We start from the raw sequence: 25,900 nt of genomic DNA, 5'->3' as shown, positions 1-25,900 counted from the left end.
CGAAGCTCCTAGGGCGCGTGCCGGTCGCGCACACCCAGGCCTTCGTCGTCCGAGTCCGTCCACAGCGAACTGTCGTACGGGGTGTCGGGAATGGTGACCAGGTCTCTCGGGCGGTCGGCCGGCTGGGTCCGGGGTGCGTCCTCCCGCGTGTGCGCGAGGCTCCGCTCCAGCCGTTCGACCGTTCGGGTCAGGTCGTCGAGACGGCGCTTGACGTCCGTCAACTCGTCCTGAAGGGACATGAACTGCCCTCGCTTCCGCGGTCGCGGGTGGCATGCGGTGTCTGGGGCTGTCCCCCAGAGGGCTGTGTGTGCGCCTGCGAGTGTCGCGCGTCACATCCCTGCTTGTGAAGGCGTGTGCACCGATTCGCGTCACGCGCCACCCGTTAGGGGCTCCCCGTACGGCCGCACGGGTGGGGTTTTCGGACCGCTCCGCCGTGTCGGCCTCACGCTCCGCCCTCCGTCCTTTTCAGTGTAGGCGCAATAGGTGTGATCATCTCCAAAATCCACCAAAGGCCAGCCAATCGGACGAAGAGGTGCCCGTCATGTCCAAGGTCGACGCCCCGCGCGGGAGGACATGCTCCCGTACGCCCTGCTTCCGAGCCCCCGGCTCCCGTTCCGGCCGCACCCGCACGCCGCGCACGGTGGCGTTGCTCACCAGCGGCGTCCTGGTCCTGCCGGTGCTGGCCGGCTGCACGTCCGGGGAGGGCGGCTCGGAGGGCGTGGTGGTCCCCGCGGACATCGGCCACGCCGGGCGCAACCAGGTCGAGCAGGGCGGCACGCTGCGGTGGGCCGTCGACTCCGTACCCACCACGCTCAACGCGTTCCAGGCCGACGCGGACGGCGCCACCGGCCGGGTCGCGGGTGCCGTGCTCCCCTCCCTCTTCACGCTGGACCAGCGGGGTCGTCCGCAGCTCAACCCCGATTACCTGGAGTCGGCCGAACTCGTGGACCGCGAGCCCAAGCAGGTCGTCCTCTACAAGCTCAACCAGGAAGCCGTCTGGACCGACGGGCGGGAGATCGGCGCCCCGGACTTCGTCGCCCAGTGGCGGGCGCTGAACGGCAAGGACTCGGCGTACTGGACGGCGCGCAACGCCGGTTACGAGCGCATCGAGAAGATCGAGCGCGGCAAGAGCGACCTGGAGGTCAGGGTCACCTTCGCCCGGCCGTACGCCGACTGGCGATCCCTGTTCTCCCCGCTCTACCCCAAGGAGACGATGGGAAGCCCCGCGTCCTTCAACGACGGGGCCCGGACGGAGCTGCCGGTGACCGCGGGGCCCTTCGCCCTGCAGAAGGTCGACGGCGATGACGGCACGGTCACGCTCGTCCGCAACCCGCGCTGGTGGGGGGACCCGGCCAAGCTCGACTCGCTGGTACTGCGGGCGGTGCCGCGCGACCGGCGTGCCGCGGCGCTCGCCACCGGTGCCGTCGATATGGCCGAGATCGACCGGAGCGTCGCGGACCGTATCGCCGTGGCACGCAAGGGCCAGGGGGGCGGCAGCGGCGGCAGCGGGCCGGGCGCGGCAGCGGAGGCCGGGGAGTCCGCCGACTCCGTGCAGGAACGTTCCACCGGGAGCGTCGGCGAGGACGGGAGCGCGCTGCTCGCGCGCGAGCGCGGAGACGCCGGACCGACGAGGTCCACCAGCGAGCAGACGGCGCTGCGCGGATTCGTGGTCCGCAAGTCCCTGGAGCCCGCGTACACCCAGCTCGCGCTCAACGGAGAGTCCGGGCCGCTGGCCGACGAGCGGGTGCGGCGCGCCGTGGCCCGTGCCCTGGACCGCCGGGAGCTCGCCGAGACGGTGCTGAAGCCCCTCGGTCTGCCCGCGAAGCCCGTCGGCAGCCACCTCGCGCTCGCCGGGCAGCCGGGGTACGCCGACAGCAGCGGCGCCCTCGGCGGCCAGGACACCGCGGAGGCCCAGGCGCTGCTCGCGGACGCGGGCTGGACCCGGGAGGGCGCCCGGGCTGCCGAGTCCGGTACGAAGGCGGGACCCGAGAAGAGCCCGGAGGTCGGGAGCCCGGCCGTGGAGAGCCCGGCGCCCGGGAGCGGCCCGGCGGCGCAGAGTCCGGCGGCGCTGGGTCCGGCGGCGCAGAGCGCGTCGCCGGGCGGTCCCGCCGCGGGCGGCTCGTCCACCTCCGGTGGCCCGGCGTCTACCAGCGCCTCGCCGAGCCCGGTGGCCGGAGGCGGTGCCCGCGCCGGGGTCGCCGGTGAGAGCGCCGTCGGTGCGGTCGCCTCCACTGCCGGCGGGGACGACAAGCCCGGCGCCGGCCGTCCCGTGGCGATCTCCGCCGGCAGTGACGGGGACAAGGCGATGCCCGAGGCGTACAAGCGGGAGGGCGGGGTCGCGGGCGCCTACGCGCCGGTCGGCACCAGGGCCCCGGGCCGGAGCCCGGTCGCGGGACCGCTGGGGAAGGACGGCAAGCCGCTCAGCCTCCGCTTCGTGCTGCCCTCGGGCCCGGGCTCGGAGCCGTTGCGCGCGGTCGGGGACCGCATCCGCAGGATGCTCGACGGGGTCGGGATCCGGACCGAGGTGAAGAAGGTCGCCGAGGACAGCTTCTTCAAGGACCACATCGCCTCCGGACACTACGACCTCGCCCTCTGGTCCTGGCCGGCCACGGCCTACCCGGCGACGGACGCACGTCCGATCTACGCCAAGCCCGAGCCCGCGACGGACGGGTCGCTGCTGGTGGAGCAGAACTACACCCGGGTCGGGACGGACCGGATCGACCAGCTCTTCGACGAGGCCGTCTCCGAACTGGACGAGAGGAAGTCCCGGGACCTGATGAAGCAGGTCGACGCCCGCATCTGGGCCGCGGCGGCGTCCATCCCCCTCTACCAGCGCCCGGAGCTGGTGGCCGCCAGGCACGACCTCGCCAACGCCGGCGCCTTCGGCTTCGCGGCACCGCGCTACCAGGACATCGGCTTCGTGAAGGCGAAGCCGGCGCACGGGGCGGGGCGGAACAAGCAGTGACGCCTCCGGCCGCGGAGCGGTGAGGAGCCGGCCGTCGGGGGCGGGGCGTCCGCGCATCGCACGCGGCCATCGGTCCTCGCCCCACCGCAGGGGCGGACAGTCACGCCTTGGGAGCCGTCGGTGCGGGCCCCGGCGGGGGTCCGGACCCGGAGCACCTGGGCACCGGGGCCGCACCGTCCGGCGGGCCCCACGGTCCCGCCCGTGGGGTAGGGGCCCGGTCCGGAGCCGAGCACGCGGGAGATCCCGCGCCGGACCGGAGGCCACCCGACCGGTGTCTCGGAAGCGCCGAGCCGGGCCCCGCGGCGGGACCCGTTCCGCCTGCGGGGTCCCGCGGACGGAGGCACCGGGGCAGGCCGCGAGCCCGACCGGCTCGGCGGAGCCCTCCCCTCCGGCGATCCGGACCTCAGAAGCAGCTCAATTCCCTTGCCCGCCGGAGCTCCCGGCGGGCAAGGTCGTTCCGGGTCGGGTCGGGCCGGGAAGCCCCTTGCGCGGCGGCCCCGTACCATGGACACAGCCGTGGCGCGTCCGCCCGGCGGGCGTAAGAGGAAACAGACGCCGCATCCCACGATCCGAGAGAAGCGCAAGCCACCCATGCCCACGCGCCACGACATCCGCAACGTCGCCATCGTCGCCCACGTCGACCACGGCAAGACGACCATCGTCGACGCCATGCTGAAGCAGGCCGGAGCCTTCGCCGCGCACCAGCTCGACTCCGTCGACGACCGGGTCATGGACTCGAACGACCTGGAGCGTGAGAAGGGCATCACGATCCTCGCCAAGAACACGGCGGTGAAGTACCACCCCAAGGACGGCGGGGCCCCGATCACCATCAACATCATCGACACCCCCGGCCACGCCGACTTCGGCGGCGAGGTCGAGCGCGGTCTGTCGATGGTCGACGGCGTGGTGCTGCTGGTGGACGCCTCCGAGGGCCCGCTCCCGCAGACCCGCTTCGTGCTCCGCAAGGCGCTCCAGCGCCGGATGCCCGTCATCCTGTGCATCAACAAGACCGACCGCCCGGACTCCCGGATCGACGAGGTCGTCAACGAGACCTACGACCTCTTCCTCGACCTGGACGCCGACGAGGACCAGATCGAGTTCCCGATCGTCTACGCCTGCGGCCGTGACGGCATCGCGTCGCTGACCAAGCCGGAGGACGGCACCGTCCCGGCCGACAGCGAGAACCTGGAGCCGTTCTTCTCCACCATCCTGGAGCACATCCCCGCCCCCATCTACGACGAGGACGCCCCCCTCCAGGCCCACGTCACCAACCTCGACGCCGACAACTTCCTCGGCCGTATCGCGCTGCTGCGCGTCGAGCAGGGCGAGCTCCGCAAGGGCCAGACCGTGGCGTGGATCAAGCGCGACGGCTCGATCTCCAACGTGCGCATCTCCGAGCTGATGATGACCGAGGCGCTCACCCGCAAGCCCGCCGAGGTCGCGGGCCCCGGTGACATCTGCGCCGTCGCCGGCATCCCCGACATCATGATCGGCGAGACCCTGGCCGACCCGGAGAACCCGGTGGCCCTGCCGCTGATCACGGTCGACGAGCCGGCGATCTCCATGACCATCGGCACGAACACCTCCCCCCTCGTGGGCCGCGGCGCCACCGGCAAGGGCGCGGACAACAAGGGCGGCGTCAAGGACCGCAAGGTCACCGCACGCCAGGTGAAGGACCGCCTCGACCGCGAGCTCATCGGCAACGTCTCGCTCCGCGTCCTCGACACCGAGCGCCCCGACGCCTGGGAGGTACAGGGCCGCGGCGAGCTGGCCCTGGCGATCCTCGTCGAGACCATGCGCCGGGAGGGCTTCGAGCTGACGATCGGCAAGCCCCAGGTGGTCACCAAGGAGGTCGACGGCAAGCTGCACGAGCCGGTCGAGCGCATGACCATCGACGTGCCCGAGGAGCACATGGGCGCTGTGACCCAGCTCATGGGCGTCCGCAAGGGCCGCATGGACAACATGTCGAACCACGGCTCCGGCTGGGTCCGCATGGAGTTCGTGGTGCCGTCCCGCGGTCTGATCGGCTTCCGTACCGAGTTCCTGACGAACACTCGCGGTACGGGCATCGCCCACTCGATCCACGAGGGCCACGAGCCGTGGTTCGGCAACCTGCAGACCCGCAACAACGGCTCGCTGGTCGCCGACCGGTCCGGTGCCGTCACCGCGTTCGCGATGACGAACCTCCAGGAGCGCGGCGTGCTGTTCGTCGAACCGGGCACCGAGGTCTACGAGGGCATGATCGTCGGCGAGAACTCCCGCTCGGACGACATGGACGTGAACATCACCAAGGAGAAGAAGCTCACGAACATGCGCTCCTCCACGGCCGATGTGGCGGAGTCCATCGTCCCGCCGCGCAAGCTCTCGCTGGAGCAGTCGCTGGAGTTCTGCCGTGACGACGAGTGCGTCGAGGTGACCCCGGAGGCCGTGCGCATCCGCAAGGTGAACCTGGACGCCCGCGAGCGCGCCCGCGCCGCCTCCAGGGCCAAGCACGGCTGAGCCGTCGGGTTCCGGACACCGGGACCGACTGACCGCGACGGCCCGGGAGACCTCGATCGAGGGGGCTCCCGGGCCGTTTCCGCCTCGGACTACCGTCGGAACTGCGCCGCCGGCGGTGCGGCAGGGCGAACCGAGGCCATTCCGGCACTCCGACCGACCCCGGCCACCGAGAGGAACCCGCGCTCCCGTCAAGTGCGTTTCAAGCGCGGGCGCCAGGAGAGTGTCCGCTTATCGGACCCGAAGATCCGGAAGCTGCGTTAAGGGTCCGTTTCGCGCGTGTCTGTCTGGGATCGCTTTGTCCAGATTTCGACTCCTGTGCTTGCTCTGATGTTGTCAAAACGAGACCCTTTAAGTGTGGTTTACAGCCCCCGGCTCCTTAATAGTTGGCTCCGTTGAGCTCGGGTCAATGGGTCATGCGCTGTGGGGAGCGCCGGCTCACGAGCACACTCGGGGCGCTCGGCGCACACGCTGGCGGGGTGTCAGCGCGCGTAGAAGTGCCCCTCTCGTAGTGACTAGTGGACTCATGAGGAGGAGCCCCATGCGCGGTGCCAAGAGCGCCAAGTGGGTCGCGGGTGCGATCGTCGTTGCCCTGGCGGCGACGGCTTGCGGCGGCAGCAGCGGCAGTGAAGACCAGAAGCCCACTTCGGGGCAGCCTGCGGGCTACGTCTCCATCGACGTCGGCGAGCCGCAGAACCCGCTCATTCCGGCGGACACGAACGAGTCCAACGGTGGCTACGCCATCCGCGCGCTCTTCAGCCAGCTGCTCTCGTTCGACGACAAGGGCGAGATCGTTCTGACGAACGCGGAGTCCGTGGAGTCGCCGGACTCCAAGACCTGGACCGTGAAGCTCAAGAAGGGCTGGAAGTTCCACAACGGCGAGGAGGTCACCTCCGAGTCGTACGTGAAGGCGTGGAACTGGTACGCCCACGTCGAGAACAAGCAGAAGAACGCCTACTGGTTCTCCGACATCAAGGGTTACGACGACGTCAACCCGGGCGAGGGCAAGGCGCCCAAGGCCGAGACCATGTCCGGCCTGAAGATCGTGGACGACCACACCTTCACCATCGAGCTGAAGACCAAGGTCCCGTACTTCAACTACAAGCTCGGCTACACCACCTGGGCGCCGCTCCCGAAGGTCTTCTACGACGACCCGAAGGCCTTCGGCCTGAAGCCGATCGGCAACGGCCCCTACGAGCTCGAGAAGTGGGACCGCAAGAAGCTCCTCAAGTTCAAGGCGTTCGCGGACTACCAGGGCCCGAACAAGGCGAAGAACAAGGGGCTGCTGTTCAAGAACTACACGACCGTCGAGGCGGCCTACAAGGACCTGCTGTCCGGCAACCTCGACATCGTGAAGGCCGTTGGCCCGACGGACCTGCCCAAGTACAAGCAGGACCTGGGTGAGGGCGCCATCGAGGCGGCATTCGCAGGTGTGCAGTCCCTGGTGCCCGCGCGCTACTCCGAGACGTTCAAGGACATCGACCCCAAGGTCATCCAGGGTCTCTCCATGGCGATCGACCGTGAGACGATCACCAAGACCGTCCTGAACAACACCCGCACCCCGGCCAAGGGCTTCACCCCGCCGCAGGTCAAGGGCTTCCAGGAGCTCGGCGACATCACGAAGTACGACCCGGCGAAGGCCAAGCAGCTCATCCAGGAGGGTGGCGGCGTCCCGGGCAACAAGTTCACCATCCAGTACAACAGCGACGGCGGCCACAAGGAATGGGTCACCGCCGCGTGCGAGTCGATCCGCAAGGCCACGGGCGTGGACTGCGTGGGCGACCCGAAGCCGGACTTCCCCACCGACCTCGAGGCTCGTGACAGCAACCAGGTCAAGGGCATGTACCGCGGTGGCTGGATCGCCGACTACCCGGTCAACGTGAACTTCCTCAAGGAGCTCTACCACTCCAAGGCCGAGGCCAACAGCGGTCGCTTCTCCGACAAGGAGATCGACGCGCTGATGGCGAAGGGCGACAACGCCAACTCCATGGAGGAGTCGGTCAAGGCCTACCAGGAGGTCGAGAAGAAGCTGGCGGAGAAGATGCCGGCCATTCCGCTCTGGTACTACCGCACGAACGCAGGACACGGCAAGAACGTCTCCGGTGTGAAGGTCGACTTCCACGGCGAGATCGAGCTGTACGCGGTCAGCACCAAGTAAGCGGGGGCCACGGGCCTCATTTCCACTCAGCCGTTGCCCACTGCCATCCGGATCGATGGCAGTGGGCAGTCGCGGGGGCCGTCCGCCTTGGTCGGCCCCCGCTGCAGTAACCCCTCACGGAGGCACTCATGGGGCGCTACGTCGCACGACGACTGCTCCAGATGATCCCGGTATTCCTCGGGTCAACCTTGCTGATCTTCCTCATGATGTACGCCCTGCCCGGTGACCCCGTCAGAGCGCTCATGGGCGACCAGAGCTTCGACCCGGCGATCGTCGCCGAGATCAGAAAGGAACTCGGACTCGACCAGCCGATCTGGCAGCAGTACCTGAACTACATCGGCGGTCTTCTCCAGGGCGACTTCGGTACGGAGATCGTCAGCAAGAGGCCGGTCGCGGACATCATCACCGCGGCGTTCCCGGTCACGGTCAGACTCACGCTGTTCGCGTTCACCTTCACGGTGCTCGTGGGCGTGTCCCTGGGCGTCGTCGCCGGCCTGCGACCCAACAGCCTTCAGGACCGCGGTCTGCTGACGCTGACCCTGGTGCTGATCTCCATGCCGTCCTTCGTGCTGGGCTTCCTGATGCAGTACCTGTTCGCCTTCCAGTTCGAGCTGGTTCCCGCCACGGTCCCGGAGGAACCGGCGATCAGCGACCTCCTCCTGCCGGCGGTCGTCCTCGGCTCCCTCTCGCTCGCGTACGTGGCGCGCCTGACCCGTACGTCGATGGCCGAGAACCTTCGGGCCGACTACATGCGTACGGCGGTGGCCAAGGGCCTGCCGCGTCGCCGGATCATCGGCGTGCACCTGATGCGCAACTCCATGATCCCCGTTGTGACCTTCCTCGGCACGGACATCGGCAACCTGATGACGGGAGCGATCGTCACCGAGGGCATCTTCAACGTGAAGGGTGTCGGTCTCGCCATCTACGAGGCCCTCATCCGCCGCGAGGGTGCCACGGTCGTGGGCATCGCCTCACTGATCGTCCTTATCTACCTCCTCACCAGCCTGCTCGTCGACCTGCTTTACGCGGTCCTGGACCCGAGGATCCGGTATGCCTGAGAAGATCGCTGAGAAGACCCTCCCCGGGACCGTTCCGGCCGCGCCCACCGCGCAGCCCGAGCCCGGTGTCTCGGGGGGGAAGCCCCGGAGCCTGTGGACCGACGCCTGGCTGGACCTCCGCAGCAACCCGATGTTCCTGATCTCGGCCGCGCTGATCGTCCTCCTGCTGCTGATCTCGGCCTTCCCCGGCCTGTTCACCAGCGCGTCGCCCCGCGACGGTGACCTGGTGAACCACTACCTCCAGACACCCAACTGGAGTCATGTCTTCTCCCCCGACTGGCTGGGCTACGACGGTCAGGGCCGCTCCATCTACGCACGCGTGATCCACGGTGCCCGGGCCTCGATCCTCGTCGGTGTCGGAGTGACCGTCCTGGTCACGATTCTGGGCACCTTCATAGGAATGCTCGCCGGCTACTTCGGCGGCTGGCTCGACAGCGTGCTGTCGCGGATCACGGACGTCTTCTTCGGCATCCCGTTCCTGCTGGGCGCTCTCGTGGTCCTCACGACGTTCGAGAACCGCACGATCCTGGTGGTCATCCTCGCCCTCGCGTTCCTGGGCTGGACGTCGATCGCCCGCGTCGCCCGTGGCGCGGTCATCACCGTGAAGCAGTCGGACTACGTCGTCGCCGCCAAGGCCCTCGGCGCCTCCACCTCGCGCATCCTGCTGCGGCACATCCTGCCGAACGCCCTGGCGCCGATCATCGTCGTCGCGACGATCGCGCTCGGCGGCTACATCGCCGCCGAGGCGACGCTGTCGTTCCTCGGTGTCGGCCTGGCCGAGCCGACGGTGTCGTGGGGCGTCGACGTCTCGGCCGGCCGGGAGCAGCTGCGCAACGCGCCGTTCGTCCTCATCATCCCGTCGGTGATGGTTTCGATCACGGTGCTCTCGTTCCTCATGTTCGGCGATGCCGTGCGCAACGCCCTCGACCCCAAGCTGCGCTGAGGGAGGCGTACGTGACACTCATTGACAGGCCGGCCCATGTCCCCGCCCCCCGCGGAGGGGCGAACGGCGACGGCCCGCTGCTCGAAGTACGCGACCTGCACGTGGAGTTCCACACCCGGGACGGCGTCGCAAAGGCCGTGAACGGTGTGAACTACTCGGTCAGCGCGGGTGAGACCCTGGCCGTGCTGGGCGAGTCCGGTTCCGGCAAGTCCGTGACCGCCCAGGCGATCATGGGCATCCTCGACATGCCGCCGGGGCGGATCCCCAAGGGGGAGATCCTCTTCCACGGTGAGGACATGCTGAAGATGTCGCCCGAGGAGCGACGTCGGGTGCGGGGCAGCAGGATCGCGATGATCTTCCAGGACGCGCTCTCCTCCCTCAACCCCGTGCTCTCGGTCGGCTACCAGCTCGGCGAGATGTTCCGTGTCCATCAGGGGCTGTCGAAGAGGAACGCCAAGGCCAAGTCCATCGAGTTGATGGACAAGGTCAAGATCCCCGGCGCCGCCGCACGGGTCAACGACTACCCGCACCAGTTCTCCGGCGGAATGCGGCAGCGCATCATGATCGCCATGGCGCTGGCCCTGGAACCGGATCTGATCATCGCCGACGAGCCCACCACGGCTCTCGACGTGACCGTTCAGGCCCAGGTCATGGATCTCCTCGCCGAGCTCCAGGCCGAATACAACATGGGTCTGATCCTGATCACCCACGACCTCGGCGTGGTCGCCGACGTCGCCGACAAGATCGCCGTCATGTACGCGGGGCGGATCGTGGAGACGGCCCCGGTCCACGAGCTGTACAAGCGCCCCGCGCACCCGTACACCCGTGGTCTGCTGGACTCCATTCCCCGTCTCGACCAGAAGGGTCAGGAGCTGTACGCGATCAAGGGCCTTCCGCCCAACCTGACGCGTATCCCCGCCGGTTGCGCGTTCAGTCCGCGGTGCCCCAGGGCCGAGGACGTGTGCCGCACGGATGTTCCCGCGCTGCATTCGGTGACCGAGCGCGACGGCGCCGAGCTGCCCGGCCGCGGCAGCGCGTGCCACTTCTGGAAGGAGACGATCCATGGCTGAGCTCAGCAAGAACGACGAGGCCCTGGTCGCCACCTCGGACGCCGCCGTCGAGGCGCCGGTCGACCGCGGCGAGCCGATCCTCCAGGTGCGCAACCTGGTCAAGCACTTCCCGATGACCCAGGGCATCCTCTTCAAGAAGAAGATCGGTGCCGTAAAGGCGGTGGACGGGGTCTCCTTCGACCTCCACAAGGGCGAGACCCTCGGCATCGTAGGCGAGTCCGGTTGCGGCAAGTCGACCGTCGCCAAGCTGCTGATGTCGCTGGAGACCGCCACGTCCGGGGAGGTCTTCTACAAGGGCCAGGACATCACCCGCCTGTCCGGGCGGGCGTTGAAGGCCGTGCGCCGGAACATCCAGATGGTGTTCCAGGACCCGTACACCTCGCTCAATCCGCGCATGACGGTCGGCGACATCATCGGCGAGCCCTTCGACATCCACCCCGAGGTCGCGCCCAAGGGCGACCGGCGCCGCAAGGTGCAGGAACTGCTGGACGTCGTCGGTCTGAACCCCGAGTACATCAACCGGTACCCGCACCAGTTCTCCGGCGGCCAGCGCCAGCGCATCGGCATCGCCCGCGGCCTCGCGCTGAACCCGGAGATCATCATTTGCGACGAGCCGGTGTCGGCACTCGACGTCTCCGTGCAGGCGCAGGTGATCAACCTGATGGAGAAGCTCCAGGACGACTTCAATCTGTCCTACGTCTTCATCGCTCACGACCTGTCCATCGTCCGGCACATCTCCGACCGGGTCGGCGTGATGTACCTGGGCAGGATGGCGGAGATCGGCACGGACACCCAGATCTACGACCACCCCACGCACCCGTACACCCAGGCTCTGCTGTCGGCCGTCCCCGTGCCCGACCCGGAGTCCCGTGAGGGCCGGGAGCGCATCGTGCTCACCGGGGACGTGCCGTCGCCGGCGAACCCGCCGTCGGGCTGCAGCTTCCGGACCCGGTGCTGGAAGGCCCAGGAGAAGTGCGCCACCGAGGTTCCGCTGCTGGCGGTTCCGGAGCGCTTCGTCGGCCAGAACACCCCGGCCGCGCACGAGTCGGCGTGCCATTTCGCCGAGGAGAAGGACGTCGTCCACGCGGGATAGGCGCTCGCGGGCCGAACGTTTCGCGCGATGATCCCAGGGCGCCCCTCCCACAGGGAGGGGCGCCCTGCCACGTGGTGTGCCCGGCAAGCTGCAGCCCGCTCGAGTGCCCCGGCCGTACCACCTCGGGGCGAGGGTCTCCCCGGACCCGGATGACGCGGCAGGCGCGACGCGGTACTGCCGTCCAGCCCTCCGCCCCACAAGGAGCTCGGGCCAGGCACTCCGGCTCGGCGGGGAGTACCCCGCCCGCGCCACCTGGGGGAGGCTCACTCCGCCCTGGCCGCGCTCGGAGCGCCGGAACGGCACGAGACGGCCGCGCTGCCGGCCTGACGGCAGCCGCCCTGCGTAACCGGCTCCGGTCGGCACCCGCCCGTGGCCTCGTGGCGGCCGTGTCCGCGGTACTCGTCCGGCGCACCGGACAGGCACCCGTGCGGCCCAGCGGTCACACACCCGTTGAGCCCAACGGATGTGTGCATTCCCCCCCGCCGTCAACAGATGAAGTGCCCAGGCCGGAGCTGCGATCATCTGGAGGCACGCCATGCGCGGAGCCGCTCACGTCACCAGGGCCGCCTGCGCGGTCGCCGTCGTCCTCGCGGCCGGTGCCTGCGGGGGCGGCGGAGCCCCCGCAGACGGCCCGGACGGGATCGTGACGTCGTCCTGGGGAGATCCCCAGAACCCCCTGGAACCGGCGAACACCAACGAGGTCCAGGGCGGCAAGGTCCTCGACATGATCTTCCGGGGACTGAAGCGCTACGACCCGAAGACGGGCGAGGCCGAGGACATGCTCGCCGAGCGGATCGACACGACCGACTCCGTCGACTTCACCGTCACGGTCAAGAGCGGCTGGACCTTCTCCAACGGCGAGCCCGTGACCGCGAAGTCCTTCGTCGACGCCTGGAACTACGGCGCGCATCTGGGGAACAACCAGCGCAACGCCTACTTCTTCGGTTACATCGAGGGATACGACCAGGTCCATCCCGCGTCCGGACAGCCCACCGCGCAGACCATGTCCGGGCTGAAGGTCACGGGCGAGCGGACGTTCACCGTCAAGCTGACCCAGAAGTTCTCCACCTGGCCCGAGACCCTCGGCTACGCCGCCTTCGCGCCGCTGCCGAGCAGCTTCTTCTCCGACCACGACGCCTGGCTGGCCCGCCCCGTCGGCAACGGTCCGTACGCCGTCGACAGCTACACCAGGGGCTCCCGGATGTCCCTGCGCCGCTGGGACGGCTATCCGGGTGACGACAAGGCGCGCAACGGCGGCGTCGACCTGATGGTCTACACCGACAGCAACACCGCCTACACCGACCTGACGGCGGGACACCTCGACCTGGTCGACGACGTGCCGGCGTCCCAGCTCAGGAACGTCGAAGCCGACCTCGGCGACCGGTACATCAACACCCCGGCCGGCATCATCCAGACCATCGCCTTCCCGTACTACGACCCGGACTGGAACAAACCCGGGCAGGAGAAGGTCCGCAGGGGCCTGTCCATGGCGATCGACCGACAACAGATCACCGACACGATCTTCCAGCGGACCCGCACCCCCGCCAAGGACTGGACCTCGCCGGTCCTCGGCCCCGACGGGGGCTACGACGCGTCGCTGTGCGGCGGCTCGTGCACCTACGACCCCGCCCGGGCGAGGAAGCTGATCGCCGAGGGCGGCGGCATCCCCGGCGGCCAGGTGAAGATCACGTACAACGCCGACACCGGCTCCCACAAGGAGTGGGTCGACGCCGTGTGCAACTCCATCAACAACGCGCTCGCCAACGACCGGGCCTGCGTCGGCAATCCCGTCGGCACTTTCGCCGACTACCGCAATCAGATCACGCGGTCGAAGATGAGCGGCCCCTTCCGGGCGGGCTGGCAGATGGACTACCCGCTCATCCAGAACTTCCTCCAGCCGCTCTACTACACCAACGCCTCCTCCAACGACGGCAAGTGGAGCAACGAGGAGTTCGACCGGCTGGTCGACCAGGCCAACGCGGAGACCGACCCCGCCCGGGCGGTCGAGATCTTCAAGCAGGCGGAGGGCGTGGTACGGGACCAGATGGCGGCCATCCCGCTCTGGTACCAGAACGGCAGCGCCGGCTACTCCGAGCGGATCTCCAACGTCTCCCTGAACCAGTTCAGCGTCCCCGTCTACGAAGAGATCACCGTCGGCTGACGAACCCGCCCGGACCCGAGGAGCGCCTCATGGGACGTTATGTGATCCGGCGTCTGCTCCAGATGATCCCGGTCTTCGTCGGAGCCACGCTGCTGATCTTCCTGATGGTCAACGTGATGGGCGACCCGATCGCCGGGCTCTGCGGCGAGCGGGAGTGCGACCCGGCCACCGCGGCTCAGCTGCGCAAGGAGTTCGGCCTCGACAAGCCCGTCTGGCAGCAATACCTGACCTACATGGGCAACGTCTTCACCGGGGACTTCGGTACCGCCTTCAACGGGCAGCCGGTCACCGAGCTGATGGCCGACGCCTTCCCGGTCACCGTCCGGCTCACCCTGGTGGCGATCGTCTTCGAGATCGTCATCGGCATCGGCCTCGGCGTGCTCACCGGACTGCGCCGCGGCCGTCCCGCCGACACCGGCGTACTGCTGGCAACCCTGGTCGTGATCGCCGTTCCGACCTTCGTCACCGGGCTGCTGCTGCAACTCCTGCTGGGTGTGAAGTGGGGGTGGATCCGGCCTTCGGTGTCCTCCGAGGCCCCGCTCGACGAGCTGATCGTGCCCGGACTCGTCCTCGCCGCCGTCTCGCTCGCCTACGTCACCCGGCTGACCAGGACCTCCATCGCCGAGAACCGTCGCGCCGACTACGTCCGCACGGCCGTCGCCAAGGGCCTGCCCCGCCACCGCGTCATGACCCACCATCTGCTGCGCAACTCGCTGATCCCGGTGGTCACCTTCATCGGTGCCGACATCGGCGCCCTGATGGGAGGGGCCATCGTCACCGAGCGGATCTTCAACATCCATGGTGTCGGCTACCAGCTCTACCAGGGCATCCTCCGCCAGAACACCCAGACGGTCGTCGGTTTCGTGACGGTGCTGGTGCTGGTGTTCCTGCTGGTGAACCTGTTCGTCGATCTGCTGTACGCCGTACTCGACCCGAGGATCCGCTATGCCTGATGCCCAGTACGACGGCGGAGGGGCCATCGCGCCGACCGGTGGCGGCGGAGCCATGGACCTGGCCACCGCCGAGGGCGAGACCCTGGAGAAGGCGCCCGCCGGCCCGCCCGGGTCCGGTCCCGCCGGCAGACCGCGCAGCCTGTGGTCCGACGCCTGGCACGATCTGCGCCGCAACCCCGTGTTCGTCATCGCGGCGCTCGTCATCCTCTTCCTGGTCGTCATCTCGATCTGGCCGCAACTGATCGCCTCCGGCAACCCCCTCGACTGCGACCTGGCCAAGGCCCAGCAGGGCTCCCAGCCCGGCCATCCCTTCGGCTTCGACGGCCAGGGCTGCGACGTCTACACCCGGACCGTCCACGGCGCCCGCACCTCGGTGACCGTCGGCGTCTGCGCCACGCTCGGGGTGGCGCTCCTCGGGTCCGTACTCGGCGGGCTGGCCGGTTTCTTCGGCCGGGCCCCGGACGCGCTGCTGTCCCGGCTGACCGACGTCTTCTTCGCCGTCCCGGTGGTCCTCGGCGGGCTGGTGCTGCTCTCCGTCGTCACCAGCAACACCGTCTGGCCGGTGATCGGGTTCATGGTGCTGCTGGGCTGGCCGCAGATCTCCCGCATCGCCCGGGGCTCGGTGATCACCGTCAAGCAGAACGACTACGTGCAGGCCGCCCGGGCCCTCGGCGCCTCGCCGGCGCGGCTGCTGCTGAAGCACGTCCTGCCGAACGCCGTGGCGCCGGTGATCGTCGTCGCCACCATCGCGCTCGGGACGTACATCTCGTTGGAGGCGACCCTGTCGTACCTCGGGGTCGGGCTGCGGCCGCCCACGGTGTCCTGGGGGATCGACATCTCCGCCGCGTCGCCGTACATCCGCAACGCCCCGCACATGCTGCTCTGGCCGGCCGGTGCGCTCGCCGTGACCGTGCTCGCGTTCATCATGCTCGGCGACGCGGTCCGCGACGCCCTCGACCCCAAGCTGCGCTGAGGAGCACCGCCATGACCACCGACCCGCCGTCCGACGGTCCCGGCACACGAGCGCGGGGACCGGCCGTTCCGTCCGCCCGTCCCGGCACGCTGCTCGAAGTGCGGGACCTGTGTGTGGAGTTCCGCACCCGCGACGGGATCGCCAGGCCGGTCGACGGCGTCTCCTGGTCCGTCGGCGCGGGCGAGACCCTGGCGGTGCTCGGCGAGTCCGGCTCCGGGAAGTCGGTCACCGCCCAGGCAGTCATGGGCATCCTCGACACCCCGCCCGGCCGGATCACCGGCGGGGAGGTCCTTTTCCGGGGAAGGGACCTGCTGAAGCTGAAGGAGGACGAACGACGGAAGATCCGCGGTGCGGGAATGGCCATGGTCTTCCAGGACGCGCTGTCCTCGCTGAACCCGGTGCTGACCGTCGGCGACCAGCTCGGCGAGATGTTCACCGTGCACCGCGGCATGTCGCGGAAGGACGCCCGGGCGAAGGCCGTCGAGCTGATGGACCGGGTCCGCATCCCGGCCGCGGGGGAGCGGGTCGGCCAGTACCCGCACCAGTTCAGCGGCGGGATGCGCCAGCGCATCATGATCGCGATGGCGCTGGCCCTGGAACCGGATCTGATCATCGCCGACGAACCCACGACCGCCCTGGACGTGACGGTCCAGGCGCAGGTGATGGACCTCCTCGCAGAGCTCCGCCGCGAACTGGGTATGGGACTCGTCCTCATCACCCACGACCTCGGGGTGGTCGCGGACGTCGCCGACCGGATCGCGGTGATGTACGCGGGCCGGATCGTCGAGACGGCCCCCGTCCACGACCTCTACAAGGCCCCGGCCCATCCGTACACCCGCGGACTGCTCGACTCGATCCCCCGCCTGGACCGCAAGGGCGAGGAGCTCTACGCCATCAAGGGGCTGCCGCCGAACCCGATGGACGTCCCGCCCGGCTGCGCCTTCCACCCGCGCTGCCCGATGGCGCGGGACGTGTGCCGGACCGACGAGCCGGAGCTGTCCGAGGTGAGCCGCGACCGCGGGAGCGCCTGCTTCTTCTGGAGGGAGTGCCTCCGTGACTGAGCCGACCGGGCCGGCCGAGCCGATCATCGAGGTGCGCGGTCTGCACAAGCACTATCCGCTCACCCGGGGCATCGTCTTCAGGAAACAGGTGGGGGAGGTCCGTGCGGTCGACGGTGTCGACCTCGACCTGTTCGCCGGTGAGACGCTCGGCGTCGTGGGCGAGTCCGGCTGCGGGAAGTCCACCCTCGCGAAACTGCTGGTCAACCTGGAGCGGCCGACCCGCGGCAGCATCCGCTACAAGGGCGAGGACATCACCCGGCTGTCGGCGCGGGCGCTGAAGGCCGTGCGCCGCAACATCCAGATGGTGTTCCAGGACCCGTACACCTCGCTCAACCCCCGGATGACCGTCGGCGACATCGTCGGGGAGCCGTACGAGATCCATCCCGAGGTGGCGCCGAAGGGCGACCGGCGGCGCCGGGTCCGGGAGCTGCTGGACGTCGTCGGGCTCGACCCCGGGTTCGTCAACCGCTACCCGCACCAGTTCTCCGGGGGCCAGCGCCAGCGCATCGGCATCGCGCGGGGCCTGGCGCTCCGGCCGGAGGTCATCGTCGCGGACGAACCCGTGTCCGCCCTCGACGTGTCCGTCCAGGCGCAGGTCGTCAATCTGCTGGAGCGGCTGCAGGGCGAGTTCAGCCTCAGCTACGTGTTCATCGCCCACGACCTGTCGATCGTCCGGCACATCTCGGACCGGGTCGCGGTGATGTACCTGGGGCGGATCGTGGAGACCGGCGTCGACGCCGAGATCTACGACCACCCCACGCATCCGTACACCCAGGCCCTGCTGTCCGCGGTGCCGGTCCCCGATCCGTCGCTCCGCGAGCGGCGCGCGGCCGCCGGCGGGAACGGCGGGCGGATCGTCCTCTCCGGCGACGTGCCATCGCCGACGAACGTCCCGTCGGGCTGCCGGTTCCGCACGCGCTGCTGGAAGGCGCGGGAGCGGTGCGCGCGGGAGGAGCCGGAGCTGGCGGTGCCGGAGCGGTTCAGGGACGTGCGGGGTCCCGCGCGGCACGACTCGGCGTGCCACTTCGCCGAGGAGAGGCGTGTGGTGCCGCCCGGCGACGGGCCGCCGGCGGAGGGCTGACCCCCCGCCCCGGAAGGTCCGGGGCGGGGTGCAGACGGGACCTACCTCAGGGTCTCGGCCGTCTCCCGGCGCAGGAAGGCCAGCCGGGCCTTCTTCTCCGGGAGGAACACCTCGGGCAGGTCGACCTCGGGGAGGACGATCTCCGGGCCGAGCTCGAAGCCGGTGCGGTGCAGCCGTTCGATCGCCCTGGCGTTGCGGACGTCCGGCTCGGCGACGATCCGCCGGACCTCCTCGTCGGCCAGGACATGGCCGACGAGCACCCTGAGCACGGCGGCGGTGAAGCCCGGCCGCGGACTTCCCTGGGTGGGTCCGATCATCAGATGGACGCCGATGTCGCCGGGCTCGACCTCGTAGCACTCGCCGACCCGGTCGGCTTCCGGCGCGTAGGTCTGGAACAGCATCACGGGCTCGTCGCCGAGGACGATCAGGAAGGCGTGGTGCGTGGTGAGCGAGTCCAGGTGCTCGTAGATCTCCCGGACCTCGTCGCGGCTCGTCTCGCGCATGCCCCAGAAGCGGGCCCGCTCCTCGCTGACCCAGGAGTGGACGACGTCCGCGTCCCGTGCCGGGTCGAGCCGCCGCACGTGCACGGTGCCCAGCCCCTCGACGGTCTCCCGGTACAGCGACTCGGCGCCGTCCGGTCCTGCGGATGCCTCAATGGTCATGTCTCTCCTCGGTGCGGTGCTCGGGGGTGAGCAGGTCGAAGTCGGTGACGACGGGGACGAACCCGCCGCTCAGCCACAGCGGCAGCTGGTCGCGGTGGTGGGCGTCCCCCGGGACGCCCCGGGCGCCCAGCGGGACCACCCACAGGCTGTCGTCGCGCCGGGCGAGGTCCCACACGTAGCGGGCGGAGGGTCCGCGCGCGCTCAGATCGGTGACTCCGGGGACGCTGGAGGTGGCCAGCACGCAGTCGTGGTCGCCGGGCAGCCCGGGCCACTCCTCGACCTCGGGAGCGGGCAGCGCCTGCCAGGGCGCCAGCCGGTGACGCTCGCCCCAGGTGGTCCCGGTCCCGCCGGCCGCGGCGATCTCGTCGACGGCGTCGTGGACGAGTGCCGCGCGGTCGATTCCCGGCAGCCGGTCGGTCGTGAGCAGGGTCTCCAGCGCGTACCCGATCCTGGCCGGCAGGTGGAGCCAGGGCAGGAACACCTCGGGGTACCCGAACGGGCCGCTCAGCGGCACCAGTTCGGGGTGGGCCGCGAGCCGCCGTACGACGGCCGAGCGGACGGCGGCGAACAGCGCGGCGTCGGTGCTGTCGGCCTCCATCCGCCGGTCCCACTCCAGCAGCCGGGCCCGCAGTGCCCGGGCGCCGGGGGACAGCCGGTCCTCGTCCAGCGCGGCCACCAGCTCCAGCAGGGGTGCGGCGGACGCCAGCCAGGTGTCGGTGTGGACGGCCGCCATCCCGGGCGCCGTCCAGTTCTTCGACTCGCGCAGCAGCGCGGCGATCCGGTCGGCCCGGTGCGGGGGTGCGAACTCCACTCCCAGGGGCGTGGCGATGCCGCGGGCGTTCGCCATCACGGCGAAGTCCTCCACCTCGGCACGGGGCGTCCCGTGCCACCCCTGCCAGTCGTGGCCGTGTTCCCACGCGGGCACCACGCGCAGCCGGTTGTCCTCGTGCCGTACCGGTACGCGCCCGGCGACCCGGTGCAGCAGCCCGCCCTCGGTGTCCGCGGCGTGCACGACATTGACCGGCTCGGCCCAGTCGTCGAAGGCCCGGTCCACGTCGCCGACGGTACGGGCCCGCAGGAGCGCCGGGATCGCCTCGAAGCCGAGGGCCGCGGTGACCCGGGGCGGGTAGCGGAGGCTGATGGCCTCCGACATCGCGCCCCTGCCGTCCCCCGGCGGGGCGTCGCAGGAGATCACCGGGCCGCGTGCGGTCTCGATCACCTCCACGGTCACCGGGTCCCCCCCGGCCACCTCGATCGTCTCCCGGTGGTGGGTGGCCGGGTGCCAGCCGTCGGGGCCCTCGGCCTCGATCCCGTCACCGGTTTTCCTGAGGCGTTCGCGGTACAGGTCCTGGTAGTCGGCCATGGCGTTGGTGATGGCCCAGGCCACCGAGCCGGTGTGGCCGAAGTGGGCGAGCCCGGGGACACCCGGCACCGCGAGGCCGACGACGTCGACGTCCGGGCACACCAGGTGGATCTGCTGGTAGACACCGGGGTCCTCGATGAAGCGGTGCGGGTCGCCGGCGATCAGCGGTGCTCCCGTCCCCGTCCGGTCGCCGGTGACCAGCCAGCCGTTGCTGCCCGAGGTGCCGGGACCGTCGGTGGCGAACAGGGTGGTCAGTTCGTCCCCGAGCCGTCGTGCCACCTCCTCCCGCCACAGCTTGGTCGGGAAGCCGGCGAACAGGATGTGGGTGGCGATCCAGATGCCGAGCGGCACCCAGGGTTCCCAGCGGCCGGGTTCCAGTGCGGTGGCGGCGAACTGGGGCGCGTTCCCGGTGCCTTCCGCCAGCCCGTCGTTGACTCCCTCGACGTAGGCGCCCACCCAGGCCGCCGTGTCCGCGTCCAGGGCCGCGAAGCAGCGCCGGGCGGTGTCCTCGAGCCGGGCCTGCCGGGCGAACCGGTCCCAGGCCACGGCCTCCGCGCCCAGGAAGGCCGCCGTCGTGCCCCGCACCCGGTGCCGTTCGACCTCGATCTGCCAGGCCCGGTCGGCGGCGGCGTTCCGCCCCTGGGCCCGGGCCAGCTCCAGGATGCTCGAGGCGCGCAGATGCGGAATGCCCCAGGCATCCCGGTAGACCTCGGTCGTCACACTGTCCCCACTCTCCTACTGGACGAACCTTTAGGTTAGGCTGACCTAACCTTACTGGTCGCATGGGGAGGAGACAGCGGTGGGGCATGGCTGGGAGGGCGTGGTCCTCAAGCTGTTCCGGGGCAAGGACTTCGAGTTCACGGTGACGGGGGCGGAGCAGGTCACCGACCACTACCGCCGGGTGCACCTGACCGACGGCGGCATGCTCGCCGCCACCGGGGTGCACCCCACCATGTGGGTGCGCCTCTGGTTCGACGACGCGGGCAAGCCGCACCAGCGGGCCTACACCCTCGTCGACCCCGATCCGGCCAAGGGCACGTTCAGCATGGAATTCGCGCTGCACGAGGGCCGCGCCAGCGAGTGGGCGCGCAACGCCGAGCCGGGCGACACGATCGAGGCCACCCTCCAGGGCACCGGGTTCAGCGTGCCCGACCCGCTGCCCCCCCGACTCTTCGTGATCGGCGACTCGGCCTCGCTGCCCGCCGTCAACTCCCTGCTCGACGCCATGCCGGGGGTGCCCGCCACCATATGGTTCGAGACCCAGCACGAGTCGGACGCCGATCTGCCGCTCCGGGCCGGCGCCGCCCACCACGAGCTGCGGCGGGTCCCCCGGCAGGACGGCGGAGCGGCCCTCGTGGCGGAGGTGAAGGCCGCGCTGCCGGCACTGCTCGGCGACGACCCGGCGGACGCCTTCGTCTGGATCGCCTGCGACACGGCGACCACCCGGACCCTCACGGCATACGCACGCAAGGAGCTCGGCCTGCCCAAGGACCGGGTGAGCGCGCTCGGGTACTGGCGGCCGGAGAGTCCCAAAATCCGATAAGTGACCATCAAGTTCGTTAACAACCAGGCAACTTGACCGAAGTCGCATCGATATACGGACGCGTCACCCTGGACTCCGTACGGCCGTGCGGGTGCCGTAGACCGGCCGGGGCGCACATGCCGCCCCGGCCGGTCGTGCGTCCCGGACCGGATCGGTCGTGGGTTCCGGTGCCTGGCCGGTCGTGCGTCCGGGACCTGGAACCCGGGCCACCGGTGGGGCCGGGAAGCCTTCCGGACGCCGGGCGGGCCCTCTTCCTCCCCTGCGGTTCCTCGTTCGTGTCGTGGCGGGCGTCGCCGCCCGGCGCTCGCGGGCCTCGTCCGGCGGCGAGGGGCCGCCCGTCGGACTGCCCGTCAGGCGACCCCCAAAGCGCGCTTCAGGAAGTCCACCTGGAGCAGTAGCAGATTCTCCGCGACCTGCTCCTGGGGCGTCATATGTGTGACACCCGTCAGCGGCAGCAGTTCATGGGGGCGCCCTGCGGCGAGCAGTGCCGATGACAGCCGCAAGCTGTGTGCCACCACCACATTGTCGTCCACCATCCCGTGGATGATCATCAACGGCCGGGCGGGCTCGGCCGGATCGGTCAGTCCGTCTTCCGTGACGAGGGAGTTGGCCGCGTACGCCGCGGGCTGCTCCTCCGGGTGGCCGAGGTAGCGCTCGGTGTAGTGGGTGTCGTACAGCCGCCAGTCGGTGACCGGCGCGCCCGCGACCGCCGCGTGGAAGACGTCCGGCCGCCGCAGCACCGCGAGCGCCGCGAGATAGCCGCCGTAGGACCAGCCCCGGACGGCCACCCGGCCGAGGTCCAGCGGGAACCGGCCGGCCAGCGAGTGCAGCGCCTCGATCTGGTCCTCCAGCGTGACCAGCAGATCGCCCTTGATCGCCTTCTCCCAGCCGGGGGAGCGGCCGGGGGAGCCGCGCCCGTCCGCGACGACCACGGCGAATCCCTGGTCCGCGAACCACTGGGAGGTGAGGTGCGGATGGTGCGCGGCCACGACCCGCTGTCCGTGCGGCCCCGCATAAGGATCCAGCAGCACTGGAAGCGGACCATGTGATTCCTGATAGTCGTGGGGAAGCAGCACGGCGCACGGAATTCGCCGTGCGCCCCCTTCGAGAAACTGTGCGCGGGAGGAAATAACCGGCTTCTCCGCGTACGAGGCGATCGTGGTGATCGGTTTGCCCTCCCTCAGCACCTGGACCGCCGCGCCGGTCGCCACCCCGGGCAGTGCCGACGAGAGCACCGTCACCGTCCCCGAACGCACCGCCCCGTGCACTCCCGCGCCCTCCGAGACCCGCTCGGCCCCCCGCTCGTCGACCCGGTACACATGGATCTCGCCGACCTCCGGCTCCGCGGCCTCCTCGCCGGCCGAAGCCGAGACCAGCACGTCCGACCCGTCGATGTCCAGGACCGCCCTGACGTGCAACTGCGGCCCGGTCAGGAGCCGGTCGCCCACCGCCAGCACCCGGGCCCCGCCCTCGTCCGCGATCCGCACCAGCCGCCCGTCCGGCGCCCACGCGGGCACCCCGGCCGACAGCTCGACCCACGCCGGGTCCTCGTCGACGTGCACCGTGCGGGTGGCTCCGCTCTCCGTGTCCACGGCGAGATGCAGCGCCGTGCGCTGGTCGCGGGTCTGGACGAGCAGCAGCGGGGCGCCGGCCGGTGACCAGTGCACCCGCGCCAGATACGGGTACCGCTCCCGGTCCCAGACCACCTCGGTGCGCGTGCCGTCGAGGTCCATGAGCAGCAGCCGCACCTCCGCGTTCGGCGTCCCCGCCGAGGGGTACGCGGTCCCCGCCGGCTCCCGGTCCGGATGCGCGGGATCCGCGATCCACCACCGCCGCACGGGGGAGCCGTCCACCCGCGCCACCAGCAGCCGGTCCGACCCGGGCGACCACCAGAAGCCGCGCGAACGGCCCATCTCCTCGGCCGCGATGAACTCCGCCACCCCGTACGAGGTGTGCTCGTCGTCGGGTTCGGCGAGCGCCCGGTCCCCTTCGCCCTCCGCGCCGACGACGCGCAGCGCGCCACCCGCCGCGTAGGCGACCAGACGCCCGTCCGGCGACGGCCTCGGGTCGATCACCGGCCCGGCGGCGGGCAGTTCACGCGCCGTGCCGGCCCGCAGCTCCGCCGTGAACAGCCGCCCGGACAGGGCGAAGGCCGCCAACTCCGCCTCGCGGTCCACCGCGTAGGCGACGATGCCCCCGGAGCCCTCGCGGCTGCGCTCCCGCCGTGCGCGCTCCTCGGCAGGCAACTCCTCGTCCGCGCCGCCCAGCAACGCCTCGGGGTCCGCCGCCACCCGCTCGCGCACCTCCCCGTCGAGGTCCAGCACCCAGAGCCGGTGGGATCGGTCCGTGCCCGAAGGGGACCTCAGGAACACCACCCGCGAACCGTCCGGAGCGACCGTGAACGCGCGGGGTGCGCCGAGGGTGAAGCGCTGCGTCCTGGCGTACTGGCGGGGGAAGGAGAGCCGCTGCTTCGAGGTCATGCGACCGAACCTAGCCGAGCCGGTCCGCCGATTTCCCGTGGTGCGCTGACGGCGGCCGCGGCCGTGCGCCCCCGTGTGCTGCCGTGCACCGATCGATGCGGCCGTACGGATAGTTATGATCCGTAGCGCTAGGTGGGTAGGAACCTTCCGGCACATGCATGCTGCCCGTTCCCGACCGAACATCTGTGGAGGTGAACCGCCGTGGCACTCTCGATTTCGGCGGTGGTGCTGCTGGCGATCGTCGTCTTCCTGCTGGTCCGGAAATCCGGACTGAAGGCCGGACATGCGGCGGTTTGCATGCTCCTCGGGTTCTACCTCGCCAGCTCCTCGATCGCGCCCACCATCAGCGAACTGACGACGAACGTGGCGGGCATGATCGGCGGGCTCAAGTTCTAGGACGTGTTCGCCGGGGTCCGCCCCGACGCGAAGCCCGCCGGCGGCCTCGTAGGCTGGGAGCCATGACGGATCTCCCAGCCCGTCGTCTGCTCCTGGTGCACGCGCACCCCGACGACGAGTCGATCAACAACGGCGCCACCATGGCCCGGTACGCCGCGGAGGGCGCCCTGGTCACACTGGTCACCTGCACCCTCGGCGAGGAGGGCGAGGTGATCCCGGCCGGGCTCGCACATCTCGCCGCGGACCGGGACGACACCCTCGGCGTGCACCGGAGCGGCGAACTGGCCGCCGCGATGAAGGAGCTGGGCGTCCACGACCACCGCTTCCTCGGTGGTGCCGGACGCTTCCGCGACTCCGGGATGATGGGCGTTCCGCAGAACCGCCGCCCCGGCGCGTTCTGGAACACACCCGTGGAGGAGGCCGCGCCGCATCTGGTCGAGGTGATCCGCGACGTGCGGCCGCAGGTGCTGATCACGTACGACCCGCAGGGCGGTTACGGGCACCCCGACCACATCCAGGCGCACCGCGTCGCCATGCGCGCGGCGGAGCTCGCCGCCGACCCGGCCTTCCGCAGCGACCTCGGAGCGCCGCACCGCATCGACAAGATCTACTGGAACCGGGTGCCGCGCTCGGCGGCCGAGGAGGGTTTCGCCCGCCTGCGTGCGGCGGACGTGGAGTTCCCGGGCGTCGCCGGAATCGAGGACGTCCCGGGCGTGGTCGACGACGCGGACGTGACCGCGGAGATCGACGGCACCGGTTACGCCGGGCGGAAGGCCGCCGCGATGCGTGCCCACGCCACGCAGATCGCCGTCCACGGGCCCTTCTTCGCGCTCTCCAACGACCTCGGCCAGCCGCTGTTCGCCACGGAGTACTACCAGTTGGTGAGGGGAACCCCGGGGGTGCCCGCGGGTGAGCGCGAACGCGATCTCTTCGCCGGCACGGACACCGACCCCGCGACGGGCGGACCGGCCGTCACGACGACACAGGAGGCAGGGCGATGAGCGGGTCCGGAACCCGGCCGGCCAGGCCCTCCAAGGCGGTGCGCGTCGCCGCGTACATCGGCCTGGCCGTGCTCGGCGTCGCCGTCGGCACCGCCGGTTCGCTGGTCCAAGCCGCCTGGTTCCCGCTGGGGTTGCTCTTGGCGCTGCTCGGCGCCGCGGCGCTCTTCTACGGCGGACTCCGTGCCACCGGCACCCAGCTCGGTGTCGTCGCGCCCGCCGCGGGCTGGGTCGCCGCCGTGCTGCTGCTGAGCGCGGGACGGCCGGAGGGCGACGGCGTCTTCGCGGGCGGTCTCGGCGAGATCGTCTTCCTGCTCGGGGGGACCGTGCTGGCTGTGATGTGTGCCACCATGACGCGGTTGCCGCAACCGAGCGGGCCCTCCGGCCGACTTGGCAAGTGACGTGTCCCATCTGAGGCCGAATTGCCCATACCCGCTGGGACGGCC

General features: G+C 70.4%; 20 protein-coding genes. 16 read left to right on the top strand and 4 right to left on the bottom strand.

All coding sequences use genetic code 11. The features are described 5' to 3' along the window. Window positions 1–8 precede the first annotated feature (8 nt). Complete coding sequence (locus O7595_RS11080; RefSeq protein ID WP_269728550.1) at window positions 9–239, bottom strand: hypothetical protein; 231 nt, start codon at window positions 237–239, stop codon at window positions 9–11. Between the two features lie 302 nt (window positions 240–541). On the opposite strand from O7595_RS11080, the gene O7595_RS11075 reads away from it, so the two are divergent. The 12 genes from O7595_RS11075 to O7595_RS11020 all read left to right on the top strand — a co-directional run bounded on the left by O7595_RS11075 (window position 542) and on the right by O7595_RS11020 (window position 18,012). Then, window positions 542–2,965, top strand: a complete 2,424-nt coding sequence (locus tag O7595_RS11075) for an ABC transporter family substrate-binding protein (RefSeq protein ID WP_269728549.1) — start codon at window positions 542–544, stop codon at window positions 2,963–2,965. Window positions 2,966–3,556: 591 nt separating this feature from the next. After that, the gene (typA, locus tag O7595_RS11070; protein ID WP_269728548.1) at window positions 3,557–5,464 is read left to right on the top strand and encodes a translational GTPase TypA; all 1,908 of its coding nucleotides are present in this window, start codon (window positions 3,557–3,559) and stop codon (window positions 5,462–5,464) included. 538 nt (window positions 5,465–6,002) lie between these two features. Further along, window positions 6,003–7,619: a peptide ABC transporter substrate-binding protein gene (locus O7595_RS11065; RefSeq protein ID WP_269728547.1), complete on the top strand. Its 1,617-nt coding sequence runs from the start codon at window positions 6,003–6,005 to the stop codon at window positions 7,617–7,619. A gap of 128 nt (window positions 7,620–7,747) precedes the next feature. Further along, the gene (locus tag O7595_RS11060) at window positions 7,748–8,677 is read left to right on the top strand and encodes an ABC transporter permease (protein WP_269728546.1); all 930 of its coding nucleotides are present in this window, start codon (window positions 7,748–7,750) and stop codon (window positions 8,675–8,677) included. Beyond that, window positions 8,670–9,620, top strand: coding sequence for an ABC transporter permease (locus O7595_RS11055; protein ID WP_269728545.1), 951 nt, complete (start codon window positions 8,670–8,672; stop codon window positions 9,618–9,620). Before O7595_RS11060 ends, O7595_RS11055 begins: the two co-directional genes overlap by 8 nt. Window positions 9,621–9,631: 11 nt before the next feature. Beyond that, on the top strand, window positions 9,632–10,690 hold the full coding sequence (locus O7595_RS11050) for an ABC transporter ATP-binding protein (RefSeq protein ID WP_269728544.1): 1,059 nt from the start codon (window positions 9,632–9,634) through the stop codon (window positions 10,688–10,690). Next, window positions 10,683–11,783 carry an ABC transporter ATP-binding protein gene (locus O7595_RS11045; protein ID WP_269728543.1) on the top strand — a complete coding sequence of 367 codons (1,101 nt, stop codon included), beginning with the start codon at window positions 10,683–10,685 and terminating at the stop codon, window positions 11,781–11,783. Before O7595_RS11050 ends, O7595_RS11045 begins: the two co-directional genes overlap by 8 nt. Window positions 11,784–12,318: 535 nt before the next feature. Continuing rightward, window positions 12,319–13,944: a peptide ABC transporter substrate-binding protein gene (locus O7595_RS11040; RefSeq protein WP_269728542.1), complete on the top strand. Its 1,626-nt coding sequence runs from the start codon at window positions 12,319–12,321 to the stop codon at window positions 13,942–13,944. 29 nt (window positions 13,945–13,973) lie between these two features. Beyond that, window positions 13,974–14,897, top strand: a complete 924-nt coding sequence (locus O7595_RS11035; RefSeq protein WP_269728541.1) for an ABC transporter permease — start codon at window positions 13,974–13,976, stop codon at window positions 14,895–14,897. Continuing rightward, window positions 14,890–15,870: an ABC transporter permease gene (locus tag O7595_RS11030; RefSeq protein ID WP_269728540.1), complete on the top strand. Its 981-nt coding sequence runs from the start codon at window positions 14,890–14,892 to the stop codon at window positions 15,868–15,870. The genes O7595_RS11035 and O7595_RS11030 overlap by 8 nt, the downstream gene beginning before the upstream one ends. A gap of 11 nt (window positions 15,871–15,881) precedes the next feature. Then, on the top strand, window positions 15,882–16,931 hold the full coding sequence (locus O7595_RS11025) for an ABC transporter ATP-binding protein (protein WP_269728539.1): 1,050 nt from the start codon (window positions 15,882–15,884) through the stop codon (window positions 16,929–16,931). Beyond that, complete coding sequence (locus tag O7595_RS11020) at window positions 16,924–18,012, top strand: ABC transporter ATP-binding protein (protein WP_269728538.1); 1,089 nt, start codon at window positions 16,924–16,926, stop codon at window positions 18,010–18,012. Before O7595_RS11025 ends, O7595_RS11020 begins: the two co-directional genes overlap by 8 nt. A 41-nt stretch (window positions 18,013–18,053) precedes the next feature. Here the strand turns inward: O7595_RS11020 and O7595_RS11015 are convergent, their stop codons facing one another. Together O7595_RS11015 and O7595_RS11010 are read right to left on the bottom strand one after the other, a co-directional pair. Then, the gene (locus O7595_RS11015; RefSeq protein ID WP_269728537.1) at window positions 18,054–18,674 is read right to left on the bottom strand and encodes a GNAT family N-acetyltransferase; all 621 of its coding nucleotides are present in this window, start codon (window positions 18,672–18,674) and stop codon (window positions 18,054–18,056) included. After that, the gene (locus O7595_RS11010; RefSeq protein ID WP_269728536.1) at window positions 18,664–20,757 is read right to left on the bottom strand and encodes a penicillin acylase family protein; all 2,094 of its coding nucleotides are present in this window, start codon (window positions 20,755–20,757) and stop codon (window positions 18,664–18,666) included. Before O7595_RS11010 ends, O7595_RS11015 begins: the two co-directional genes overlap by 11 nt. A gap of 79 nt (window positions 20,758–20,836) precedes the next feature. Between O7595_RS11010 and O7595_RS11005 the strand changes: the two genes are divergently transcribed. Continuing rightward, window positions 20,837–21,580 carry a siderophore-interacting protein gene (locus O7595_RS11005; protein ID WP_269728535.1) on the top strand — a complete coding sequence of 248 codons (744 nt, stop codon included), beginning with the start codon at window positions 20,837–20,839 and terminating at the stop codon, window positions 21,578–21,580. A 350-nt stretch (window positions 21,581–21,930) separates the two neighbouring features. Here the strand turns inward: O7595_RS11005 and O7595_RS11000 are convergent, their stop codons facing one another. Beyond that, the gene (locus O7595_RS11000) at window positions 21,931–24,060 is read right to left on the bottom strand and encodes a S9 family peptidase (protein WP_269728534.1); all 2,130 of its coding nucleotides are present in this window, start codon (window positions 24,058–24,060) and stop codon (window positions 21,931–21,933) included. Between the two features lie 201 nt (window positions 24,061–24,261). Here O7595_RS11000 and O7595_RS10995 point away from each other — a divergent pair, with 201 nt between their 5' ends. The 3 genes from O7595_RS10995 (at window position 24,262) to O7595_RS10985 (ending at window position 25,855) form a co-directional block, all read left to right on the top strand. Next, window positions 24,262–24,456 (top strand): hypothetical protein, encoded by a 195-nt coding sequence (locus tag O7595_RS10995; RefSeq protein ID WP_269728533.1) that lies wholly within the window; start codon window positions 24,262–24,264, stop codon window positions 24,454–24,456. Between the two features lie 62 nt (window positions 24,457–24,518). Then, window positions 24,519–25,457, top strand: a complete 939-nt coding sequence (gene mshB / locus O7595_RS10990) for an N-acetyl-1-D-myo-inositol-2-amino-2-deoxy-alpha-D-glucopyranoside deacetylase (RefSeq protein WP_269728532.1) — start codon at window positions 24,519–24,521, stop codon at window positions 25,455–25,457. Then, window positions 25,454–25,855: a DUF6113 family protein gene (locus O7595_RS10985; protein WP_269728531.1), complete on the top strand. Its 402-nt coding sequence runs from the start codon at window positions 25,454–25,456 to the stop codon at window positions 25,853–25,855. The genes mshB and O7595_RS10985 overlap by 4 nt, the downstream gene beginning before the upstream one ends. Window positions 25,856–25,900: the final 45 nt, after the last annotated feature.

The organism is Streptomyces sp. WMMC940 (assembly GCF_027460265.1).
Lineage (GTDB): Bacteria > Actinomycetota > Actinomycetes > Streptomycetales > Streptomycetaceae > Streptomyces.
Note: the sequence above shows the minus strand (reverse complement) of the source record. Positions and strands in the feature narration are given on the sequence as shown.